We start from the raw sequence: 10,232 nt of genomic DNA, 5'->3' as shown, positions 1-10,232 counted from the left end.
ATGCGCGCCACCGGGATATGGTCTTTCACCCGGTTCACGCCCAGCTTCAGGGCGGGCGCCGGTATGGACTGCCGCGGCTCGCCCATCCCGGCCATGCTGCCGTAGCCGAAGCCGAAGCCCCCGCCGGGGAGGCCGATCTGGCCGAGCATGGCCGCCAGCGTCACCGTCATCCAGAAGGGCTGCTCGCCGTGATCGCCCCGCTGGAGCGACCAGTTGGTCGAAAGCATGGTGCGGGCGCCGGCCATGCGGCGGGCCAGGGAGCGGATGGTGGCCGCGTCTACCTCGCAGATGGAGGCGGCCCACTCGGCGGATTTGGGCGTGCCGTCGGTCTCGCCGCTCAGGTAGCACTCGAACTTTCCGTATCCCTCGCAGCAGCGCGCGAGAAAATCCGCATCGTGCAGATTTTCCTCGCGCAGCGTGTGGGCCAGCCCCAGCATGAGGGCGGTATCGGTGCCCGGCCGGAGCGGAATCCACTCGGGGTCCAGAAAGTCCGCCGCGTCCTGGCGGATGGGGCCGATGTTCACGAAGCGGCAGCCCCTCTCCTTCGCCCGGCGGAGCCAGTCCTCGGCCGTGTGCATCCCCTGGCCGCCGGAGCCGACCTGCATGTTCTTGAGCGGGTTTCCGCCGAACATGATGAACAGCCCCGTGTTCTCCGCGATGCTGTCCCAGGTGGTGCACTGATCGCGCAGGATCGCGTAGCCCCCGATGGTGTAGGGAAGTATCGAGTAGCCGGCCGCGATGGAGTAGGTGTGCACCTGTCCCGTGAAGCCGCCGATGGTGTTGAGGAACCGATGGACGAGTGATTTGGCGTGATGAAAGCGCCCGGCGCTCGACCAGCCGTAGGAGCCGCCGAAGATGGCCTCGTTTCCAAAATTCTTCCGGACGCGCTCGAGTTCGGCCGCCGCCAGATCGAGCGCCTTCTCCCACGATACGGCGACGAAGGGCTCGCATCCGCGCCCCTCGCGGCTCTCCGGGCCTTTTTCCAGCCAGCCCTTCCGCACCACCGGCCGGAGCACGCGGTTTTCCGCATAAAGCCCATCGCGCATGGAGCGGAGAATGGGGGAGGGATGCGGGTCTTTCTCGAAAGGAAGGACATCGACGAGGCGGCCCGCTTCGACTTCGGCGGTAAAGGCGCCCCAGTGGGAGTGGTGATGCCGGTAGGTTCTTCCGCTTTCTTCAGGCATGAATCTTCCTCTAACGGGGCGGCCTTCTCATCAGTGCGCATTGTACTGATAAAGGTGATCGCCCGGAAGGTTGAGATCCCATGCCTCGAACTCTTTTCGGACTTTTTCCTCCACATGACGGTAGAGGGGCCGCAGGGCATTAACGCGCGGATAGCGGGCGCTCCACAGGCGGTGGATCTCCGCGGCGAGGGCGGCCTCATCCACGCACAGAATCTTTCCCTCCCGCATGAGGGGCTCCCCGCCGACCCACACGCCGTGCACATCGCGCCCCACCCCGCGCTGGAGAAGAAGGAAGAGCGGGTCGTGCTCCGGGTTGGCGGCCGGGTAGCGGAGCCGCCGCTGGCTGATCTGGATGAAGTCGGCCTTCTTTCCGGGCGCGAGGGCGCCGAGTGAATCCGCCTGCAGCATCACCCGGGCGCCGCCGCGGACGTTCAGGCGGTACCAGTCCTCCGGCGCGATGGGGGGCGTATCCACCCCCGGCAGCCGCTGGAGGAGATGTCCGAGCCGCAGGTCGGCGAGCACGTCGTTGTCGTCGTTGATCCCCATCCCGTCCGCGCCGAAGGCGACGCTCAGCCCCATCTCGCGCATGACGCGCACCGGTGCGATGCCGCTCGAGAGGCGCAAGTTGCTGCTCGGGTTGTGGACGATGGACACCCCCCGATCCCGGAGGATGGCCATGTCCGCGCGGGAGAGCCAGACGCAGTGGGGGCAGGAGACCTCCGGGCCCCAGAAGCCGAGGCCGTCCAGCCAGGCGACCAGGGACTTTCCCTTCAGCCGGGGGCCGGCGGCGCGCTGGTAGGCCGTTTCGAGCAGGTGGATCTGAATCCCCGTGTTCTTTGCGCGGGCCGCATCCTTGACGCGGTGGAGCAGCTCCTCCGAGCACCACTGTGGCCCCGAGGGGCCGAGGAAGATGCGCACCCGGCCATCGGCTTGGTGCAGATCGCCGAAGTAGCCGTTCCATGTCTCGAAGAAGCGATCGAGGTCGGGCGGCTGGAGTGCGCCCTTGATTTCTTCCTGCACCTCGGGCGGGAGGCGGCGGAAAACCGCATCGTCCCCCTCGTAGGCGAGGCGGTTCATGTTCCGCACCCCGACGCAGAGGGCGGCCCGCATCCCCGAATCGCGGTAGGCGCGCGCGGTGGCGGGAATCCCCAGGCGCTCTCGTTTCGGGTTCCCCGCGTGCAGATCGACGACGCCGGTGCAGCCGCCGCGAATCAGCTCGAGGCAAGACCAGATGGCGTTGAGGTAGATTTCCTCCTCGGTGAACCCCGCCGCGTGGACATTGCCGTACACCGTCTGAATCCAACACTCGAGGGCGCCGTCGAGAATCCCGTCGCGGAAGCCTCGGCCGGAGTGATGGTGGGCCGAGACGAGGCCCGGCATGAGGAGGTCGTCATCCAGCGAGCCGATCTCCGCATCGAAGGGCCCCTTGGCGGAGAGCGCCTCGAAGGAGCCGACCTCTTTTATCTCGTCCCCCTCGATGAGGACCGCGCCCTTTTCGATGGTACCCAGCGTGTCGTCCAGCGTGGCCACGTGGGCCGCCTTGACGAGGAGTCGCTTCATACCGTCCCACCTCCCTCGATGAGAATGCCATGGATGTGAATTTCCCATACATAGCAGATTCGGGGAGGGAACGTAAGGAAGCTGCTAGCCCACCAGCTTGTTGTACACCCAGGCGATGAGGAAGCCGCCGATAAAGCCGTCTGCGAATCCCCAGATGATGCCGATCAGGATTCCGGCCACGGTCGGCGCGAAGCCGAGATAGAGGCTCCCCAGAAGCTGCAGGGCGGGGGTGCCCCAGTTGAAGGCCGCGGCCATGACGCCCAGGCAGAGAACCCCGAAGCCCCAGACGATCCCCAGGGCGGTTCCAAAACGCATGGCGTCGAGTTTCATGTCCTTCCCCTCCCGGCGGCGCTTCCGCTCCCTGTATCCAATATAGGCTCCCGCGGAGGGGGGGTCTGCCGCATGCGGCCGGCCGTGCTAAAATAGAGGCCGATTCCGGACAAAAATGTACGAGATTCGCTTTCATTGACGGTGTCCAGGGAGGAGAGACGCGATGGGTTGCAACGTTATGCGCATCGGCCATATCGGTGTCAACGTCTCGAATGTGGAACGTTCCATCGAGTTTTACCGGAAAGTTCTCGGCCTCAAGCTGACGGGCAAGTACGGGCCGCCCGAGTTCCACCGCCCCATCTGCTTCATGCGGTGCGAGGAGATGCACCATGATTTTGTTCTTTTCGAGCTCCCCAAGGACGCGGTGAAGGCGGGGGTGCCGGTGGTGGATTCCTACATTCGCCAGGAAGCCGGCGTGAATCACATCGCCTTCGAGGTGGCAGAGCGCGAGGACTGGCTCGATGCCCTCCAGCACGTCAAGGACTGCGGCGTCGAACTGGCGGATGGGCCCTATGTGCACGCGCTCGAGGGCGCGCAGGGGGCCTTCGAGGGCGGCAGCGGCAGCCACGCTTTTTATTTTCTTGACCCCGACGGCAACCGGATAGAAATTTACTGCTGGATGATGAAAGTCACCCGCCCCGGCAGGGCGGCGCCCGCGCCGGACCTCTAGCCTTTCGGCCAGAAAGTTATTGCGCATGACGGAAAGTCCTCAGCGGATTGTGAACGCAGATGCGCTCCGCGATCTCATCGAGCGCCTGCTCGCCGCGGCGGGGTGCGGCCCCGAGACGGCGATGGCGGCGGCGGATGTGCTGATTGAGGCCGAGCTGCGCGGCTACGGCACCCACGGCCTGATCCGCATCCCGTTTATCATTCCCCGGATTCTGGAAGGAGTGATCAACGCCCGGGCCGTGCCCCACATTATCGAGGAGGGCGAAGCCACCGCGCTGGTGGACGGCGACTCGGCCCTCGGCCCGGTGGGGGGAATTTACGCGGCCAGCCTGGCCATCCGGAAGGCCGAAAAGGCGGGAAGTGCGACGGTGGGACTTCTCCGGGCCAACCATCTTTTGATGATGGGCTACTACGGCGAGCGAATCGCGCGCGCGGGCCTTGTGGGGATCATCGCCTCGGTGACCCCGCCCCTGGCCCATCCGCTCGGCGGCACGGAACGCATCCTGGGGACGAACCCGCTCGTCGTCGCCGTGCCGACGGATTCTGATCAGCCCGTCCTCCTCGATTTCGCGACGACGGAGATTTCCTTCGGGAAAGTGCTCAAGGCGAGGGCGCAGGGAGTTCCCATCCCCGAGGGCGCGGCGCTGGGGCCGGACGGCAAGCCGACCACCGATGCGGCGCGGGCGGCGGCGGGGGCGCTGACGCCCTGGGGCGGCTACAAAGGCTTCGGGCTCAGTTTCGTTCTCGGTCTTCTGGCGGGTCCGCTCCTCGGCGGGGCTGTCGGGAGAGAGGTGGTCGTCTCGCTGACGAAGGGGCGGGCATCCAACAAGGGCGATCTTTTCATTGCCATCGACCCCGCTTCCTTCGGCGATCCGGCGGTTTTCCGCAAAGCGGTCAGCGCGCATATCCGCGAGATTAAGGAATCCTCCAAGGCGGAGGGGGTAGAGAATATCCGCATCCCTGGAGAGCGGAGTTTCGCCGAGAAAGAGCGGCGCCTGCGCGAGGGAATTCCGGTGGAGGCGGGCGTCTGGGCCCAGGTGGCGGAGGTGGCTGCGAAGCTGCGCATCGGTCTTCCGCTCTGATGGCGGAACAAAATTTTTCGGCGAAGCGTTTTCGATCATGTGCGCGGTTCCGGGGGGAGCGAGGAAGGAGGGTTCGTGCGAAGAAAGTTCGCGGCGCCCATTCTGATGAGCTTTCTGGTCTGGTTTATGTGGGTGCACCAGGCGGGGGAGCTGGCGGGATCGGACGCCGGGAAATGGAAGAAGATTGGTGCACGGTTCCACGATCGGGCCAGCTGCACCCGGGCGATCGGGCAGCAGCTCAAGGCCCGTGTACTGAAAGTGCAGAGCAAGGACGGAAAGGCCTACGTCGAGACAGCGGGAGGCAGCGCATTGGCCGTCGTCTCGGACGGCCGGAGGCTGCTCGCCTGGTACCATTGTTTCGGAGAGGGCTCCATTCCGGCTGGCTCGCCCTGGTAACGGTGTGCGCTGCTTTGTCCCGCTCCCGCTGCGCGGTATAATCGGCCGCGTCGCAGCGACCGGCACTCTCTTTTCCTTTTCGCGCAGGAAGCGTTCATGGACCCGGCGGCCTTCATCGCAAAACTCACGGAAATCGTCGGGGAGGATTTCATCCACACCGCGCCGGAAGCCTTGAAGACCTATGAGTGCGATGCGTTGACGATTTACAAGGGCGTTCCTTCCGCGGTGGTCCTCCCGGAGGATACGGAGGAGGTGCGGCAAATCGTCCTGGCCTGCCGCGGGGCTGGCGTCCCGCTGATCGCCCGCGGAGCGGGAACCTGCCTTTCCGGCGGCGCAACGCCCGCCCCGGGCGGCGTTCTCGTCGTTTTCACGCGGATGAACAAGATTCTCGATGTGGATTATGAGAACCGCCTCGCCCGCGTCCAGCCGGGGGTGGTGAACCTTCATCTCACCCAGGAGACTTCTCCGCACGGGTTTCACTATGCCCCCGACCCTTCGAGCCAGATGGCGTGCACCATCGGCGGAAACGCCGCGGAAAACTCCGGCGGTCCCCATTGTCTCAAGTACGGGATGACGACGAACCACATCCAGGAGATGATCGTGGTGCTCGGGAGCGGAGAGGTGGTTCGCCTCGGTGCGGATGGGGATGAAGTGCCCGGCTACGACCTCCGGGGAATTTTCATCGGCTCCGAGGGGACGTTCGCGGTCACCACCGAGCTGATCGTCCGCCTGACGCCCAACCCCGAGGGGGTGCGGACGATGCTGGCCAGTTTTCCAAGCGTTACCGACGCCTGCCAGACGGTGAGCGACACCATCGCGGCGGGCTGTGTTCCGGCGGCGATGGAATTGATGGATCGCTACACCCTTGAGGCCATCGAAGCCATCATGAAGGCGGGCTATCCCAAGGATGCGGAGGCGGTCCTGCTGATCGAGCTCGACGGGCTCTTCTCCTCGATGAAGCCGCTTGAGAAAATGATTCGGGACATCTGCGAGAAAAACCGATGCAGTGATTTCCGCATGGCCGAAACCGAGGCGGAGCGGGCGAGCCTGTGGAAGGGGAGGAAGAACGCTTTCGGGGCCTTCGGCGCGATCGCCCCTTGTTACTATTGCCTCGACGGGACGGTGCCGCGTTCCAAGCTGGCCCAGGTGCTCGAGGAGTTCGATCAGATAGGCAGGGAACATGGATTCCGAATCACCAATGTGTTTCATGCGGGGGATGGAAGCCTCCATCCCAATGTCTTGTTTGACGACCGCAATCCGGGCGAGACCGAGCGGGCCATCGCGTGCGGTGCGGACGTGCTGCGCGCCTGCATCCGGGCGGGCGGCGTGCTCTCGGGCGAGCACGGGATCGGGATCGAAAAAATCCGGGAGATGCGCGATCAGTTCGATGCGGAAACCCTCTCCGGGATGGAGCGGCTCCGCGATGCGATCGACCCGGAGGGCCTGCTCAATCCCGGCAAATTAATCCCCGGCGGGGAGGTCGAGTTTCCCGTCGCCCAGCGGGGCGGGATCACCCGGATGCCGGCGGGGATCTCCAAGTAATGGCGGCCTCTCTCGATGCCTTTGCGCAAAATGTGGCGGCCGATACCGGCGGACCTTCCGTTTTGTCCGAAGAAGGTGTTTCCGATTACGAGGTATGCGGCGCCTTGCCCGCGCTCGTCGCACGGCCTGCGGACCATGAGGCCGTCGTCCGGATACTCGCCCGCGCAGCCGAGTCGGGGCTGGGCGTCATCCCCTGCGGCGGGAGGACCGGCCGGGAAACCGGGTACCGGCCCGAGCGGTACGATGTGGCCCTCTCCACCGAGCGATTGTCGGGCGCGGTGGATTTTCTCCAGGACGATTTGACCGCCGTCGTGGGGGCCGGAATGACGGTGGAGGCCCTCAACCGGCTGACTTCGCCGGCACGGCAGACGGCGGGGCTCGATCCCCCCCATCCGTCGCGGGCCACCCTCGGCGGCACCTTGATGGCGGAGCGCTCCGGCCCGATGAGAATCCGCTGGGGGCGGGCGCGGGATCGGGTGATGCGGATGCGCGTCGCGCTGCCGAGCGGGGAGACACACACCTACGGCGCGCTTGTCGTGAAAAACGTGACGGGCTACGACATGAACCGCCTGTTCGCGGGAAGCTGGGGCACGCTCGGCGTGGTGACGGAGTTGGCGGTCCGCCTCTACAAGATGCCCGAACGCGAAGGGGCCGCTGCCGCGGGTTTCCCGACGGCGGATGCCGTCTTTTCGGCAGCGCGAAAACTCACAGGATTGCCGCTCTCTCCGATGTGGGCGGAGGTATTGAACGCGGAGCGGGCCGGAGCGCTCGCGCAAGCGGCGCCGGAGCTCGCCCTGCCGGGGCCCTGGTGCCTGGCCGTTGCGGTCGGTGATTTCGAGGAAGGCTTCCGGGAGCAGATGGGCCGGGTGCCGGATTTCCTGGTGCGCGAGGGGGGGAGCGATCCGGTCTCTTTCGAGGATGAGAGGAGCCGGCAACTGGGAAAGGCGCTGGCGGATCCTCCGGGCGGCAGATTTTCGGGGGCGAATGTTCTGGCCATGCGCGCCTCGGGCCGGATGGATGCGCTTCCCCGTTTCGCCGATGCGGCGCAGGGGGCGGCATCGGCCGCGGGGGGCCGCGTCGCGGTGTGTGCCCATGCGGGCAGCGGCGTTTTGCGGGCGTGGGTTCATGCGGATGCCAACGCCGCGGCGATGAAAGTGGCCTGGCGGCGCTTTTCCGAGGGATGCCGGGCAAGGGTGGAACCATCCTCCGGCCGCTCGGTTCACGTCCGCCTCGATACCTGCCCGGCGCACCTTCGCGAGGAGGTGGCGGTTTGGGGCGAGGACGCCATGGAGGCGGTTTCGCTCGATCTGATGCGGCGTATCAAGGAGCAGTTCGATCCGAAGCGGGTTTTGAGCCCGGGGCGTTTTGCGGGAAGGATTTAGGGGGACGAGATGGCCACCGAAGCGTTCAGCGCCGCGGCATATGCGCCGGGAAGGGATGCGGCCAATCCCTTCCACGGGCCGGAGGGCCTCGATCGCGATCGGATCCAGACCTGCATTCACTGCGGGCTGTGCACGACCAGCTGCCCGACGTTCGCGCTCCTCGGAAACGAGATGGACTCGCCCCGGGGGCGGATCTATCTCATGCGAAGCGTCTACGACGGCGAGATAGAGGCGAGCCCCACCGTCATCAAACACCTGGACCGCTGCCTCGACTGCCGGGCCTGCGAGACCGCCTGCCCCTCGGGGGTGAAGTACGGCTCGCTGATCGAGGCCGCGCGCGAGTGTCTCGAAAAGGTGCGCCGCAGAGGGCCGGGCGAGCGGCTGGTCCGCTGGTTCCTCTTCCGGTGGCTTCTGCCCAAGCGATGGATGCTGCTGGCGGCCGGGTTCTTCGGCCGGCTGTATCAAAAGACGCTGCTCGGCCCGCTGGCGCGCGGGTTGGGGCTGGTGCCGGAAAAACTCCGGCGCCTCGAGCCCATGATGCCCGAGGTGCCGCCCCTGGAGGCGATGCGTCCGCTGCCCGCGGAAGTGGCCGCCATCGGCGAGGAAAAGTACCGGGTGGCCTTTTTCGGCGGATGTCTCCAATCGCTCCTGTTCGGGGATGTGAACCGGGCCGCCGTGCGCACCCTGGCGGCGAACGGCGCGCGGGTGGTTTTCCCCCGGGGACAGACCTGCTGCGGCGCCCTTCAGGCCCACGCCGGCGATCGGGATACGGCGCGCCGGCTGGCCCGGGAAAACCTGGAAGCCTTCAACCCCGCGGAATACGATGCGATCGTCCTCGCGGTGTCGGGATGCGGCGCCATGCTCCATGAATACGGAGAGCTACTGGCGGGAGACCCCCACCTCGCGGACCGCGCCCGCCGCTTCAGCGAGAAGGCGATGGACGTGAGCGTCTTTCTGGCCCAGGCGGGGATTCGCCCAACGCACCACCCCGAGCCCCAGCGGGTCGCCTACCATCATCCTTGCCATCTGGTGCACGCCATGAAAGTCCGCGAGCAGCCGCTGAAGGTGCTCGATGCCATCGTCAACGTCGAATCGGTTCCCCTGAAGGAGAGCGATTGGTGCTGCGGCTCGGCGGGGAGCTACAACCTCACCCAGACCGAGATATCCATGCAGCTGCTCGATCGGAAGATGGGTCACATCGCGGCGGCGGGAGCCCCCGTTTTGTGCACGGGAAATCCCGGATGCCAGATTCAGATCGAATTCGGCGCCAGGGCGCGGGGGATGTCCCTTCGCGTCGTCCATCCGGTCGTTCTTCTGGACGAGGCTTACCGCGCAGAGGGCGTGTATCAGGGCGCGGCGCTGCCCTAGCGCCCGCAGGGAGGGATGAGGATGCATTTCTTTCTCCGTGACAAGCCGCCAAGAACATTTCTCTCGTTTCTCCGCCGCGGCGCCCTTTGGGTGCTGCTGCTCTTCTTGCTCCCGGCCTGCGCCAAGGCGCCCATCTCGGGGCGCTCGCAACTCCTCCTCATGCCCGAGTCCCATGAAATCCAGCTGGGCGAGCAGACCTTCCGGGAGGTGAAACAGAAGCAGCGGATCTCCCGCGACCCCGAAAAGAACGCCATGGTGCAGCGCGTGGGCCGGCGGATCGCGGCGGTATCGGGGAAGGCCCATGCCTACCGCTGGGAGTTCATCGTGATCGAAGACCATGCGCCGAACGCCTTTGCGCTCCCGGGCGGGAAGGTGGCGGTGAACACCGGCATGTTCGTCATCGCCCGGGACGAGGCGGGGCTCGCCACGGTGCTCGGCCATGAGGTGGCGCACGCCATCGCCCGCCACGGCGGGGAGCGCCTGAGCCAGCACCTCATCGTCAGCCTGGGCCTCCAGGCGGTTCAGATCGGGATGAGCCGCCAGGACCCCTACATCGTCCGCCAGGTGGCGGGCCTTCTGGGCGCGGGCGCGAACATCGGGATTCTGCTGCCCTTCTCCCGGGCCCACGAGTCGGAGGCCGATCGCCTCGGCCTCACCTACATGGCGAAGGCCGGCTACGATCCCCGGGCGGCCGTGGACTTCTGGCAGCGGATGGAGGC

10 protein-coding genes are annotated in these 10,232 nt (G+C 66.1%); 7 read left to right on the top strand and 3 right to left on the bottom strand.

The genetic code is table 11. The features are described from left to right. The 3 genes from O2807_06440 to O2807_06430 all read right to left on the bottom strand — a co-directional run. On the bottom strand, positions 1–1,184 hold a 1,184-nt coding region (locus O2807_06440), incomplete at its 3' end, for a molybdopterin-dependent oxidoreductase (GenBank protein MDA1000140.1). A 30-nt stretch (positions 1,185–1,214) separates the two neighbouring features. Next, on the bottom strand, positions 1,215–2,744 hold the full coding sequence (locus O2807_06435; GenBank protein MDA1000139.1) for an amidohydrolase family protein: 1,530 nt from the start codon (positions 2,742–2,744) through the stop codon (positions 1,215–1,217). A gap of 84 nt (positions 2,745–2,828) precedes the next feature. Continuing rightward, entirely contained in the window at positions 2,829–3,074 is a 246-nt protein-coding gene (locus O2807_06430) for a bacteriophage holin (protein ID MDA1000138.1), read from the bottom strand. A 163-nt stretch (positions 3,075–3,237) separates the two neighbouring features. On the opposite strand from O2807_06430, the gene O2807_06425 reads away from it, so the two are divergent. The 7 genes from O2807_06425 to O2807_06395 all read left to right on the top strand — a co-directional run. Continuing rightward, a complete protein-coding gene (locus O2807_06425; protein MDA1000137.1) occupies positions 3,238–3,744 on the top strand; it encodes a VOC family protein in 507 nt (168 codons plus the stop codon). Positions 3,745–3,769: 25 nt separating this feature from the next. Then, on the top strand, positions 3,770–4,825 hold the full coding sequence (locus tag O2807_06420; protein ID MDA1000136.1) for an Ldh family oxidoreductase: 1,056 nt from the start codon (positions 3,770–3,772) through the stop codon (positions 4,823–4,825). A gap of 75 nt (positions 4,826–4,900) precedes the next feature. Further along, a complete protein-coding gene (locus O2807_06415) occupies positions 4,901–5,221 on the top strand; it encodes a hypothetical protein (protein MDA1000135.1) in 321 nt (106 codons plus the stop codon). Between the two features lie 96 nt (positions 5,222–5,317). After that, the gene (locus tag O2807_06410; protein ID MDA1000134.1) at positions 5,318–6,763 is read left to right on the top strand and encodes an FAD-binding protein; all 1,446 of its coding nucleotides are present in this window, start codon (positions 5,318–5,320) and stop codon (positions 6,761–6,763) included. Continuing rightward, on the top strand, positions 6,763–8,145 hold the full coding sequence (locus tag O2807_06405; protein MDA1000133.1) for an FAD-binding oxidoreductase: 1,383 nt from the start codon (positions 6,763–6,765) through the stop codon (positions 8,143–8,145). The genes O2807_06410 and O2807_06405 overlap by 1 nt, the downstream gene beginning before the upstream one ends. A 9-nt stretch (positions 8,146–8,154) precedes the next feature. Continuing rightward, complete coding sequence (locus tag O2807_06400) at positions 8,155–9,513, top strand: heterodisulfide reductase-related iron-sulfur binding cluster (protein MDA1000132.1); 1,359 nt, start codon at positions 8,155–8,157, stop codon at positions 9,511–9,513. Positions 9,514–9,534: 21 nt separating this feature from the next. Further along, positions 9,535–10,232: M48 family metallopeptidase (locus O2807_06395; protein MDA1000131.1), on the top strand; the 698-nt coding region annotated here is incomplete at its 3' end.

It is taken from the genome of bacterium (assembly GCA_027622355.1).
Lineage (GTDB): Bacteria > UBA8248 > UBA8248 > UBA8248 > UBA8248 > JAQBZT01.
The sequence above is the reverse complement of the archived record's forward strand: the minus strand, read 5'-3'. Positions and strand labels throughout refer to the sequence as shown.

What these genes read in the sequence shown, in the direction of transcription:
- O2807_06435 (MDA1000139.1), bottom strand. Translation starts at nt 2,744, where the DNA reads ATGAAGCGACTCCTCGTCAAGGCGGCCCACGTGGCCACGCTGGACGAC.
- O2807_06430 (MDA1000138.1), bottom strand. Translation starts at nt 3,074, where the DNA reads ATGAAACTCGACGCCATGCGTTTTGGAACCGCCCTGGGGATCGTCTGG.
- O2807_06425 (MDA1000137.1), top strand. Translation starts at nt 3,238, where the DNA reads ATGGGTTGCAACGTTATGCGCATCGGCCATATCGGTGTCAACGTCTCG.
- O2807_06420 (MDA1000136.1), top strand. Translation starts at nt 3,770, where the DNA reads ATGACGGAAAGTCCTCAGCGGATTGTGAACGCAGATGCGCTCCGCGAT.
- O2807_06410 (MDA1000134.1), top strand. Translation starts at nt 5,318, where the DNA reads ATGGACCCGGCGGCCTTCATCGCAAAACTCACGGAAATCGTCGGGGAG.
- O2807_06405 (MDA1000133.1), top strand. Translation starts at nt 6,763, where the DNA reads ATGGCGGCCTCTCTCGATGCCTTTGCGCAAAATGTGGCGGCCGATACC.
- O2807_06400 (MDA1000132.1), top strand. Translation starts at nt 8,155, where the DNA reads ATGGCCACCGAAGCGTTCAGCGCCGCGGCATATGCGCCGGGAAGGGAT.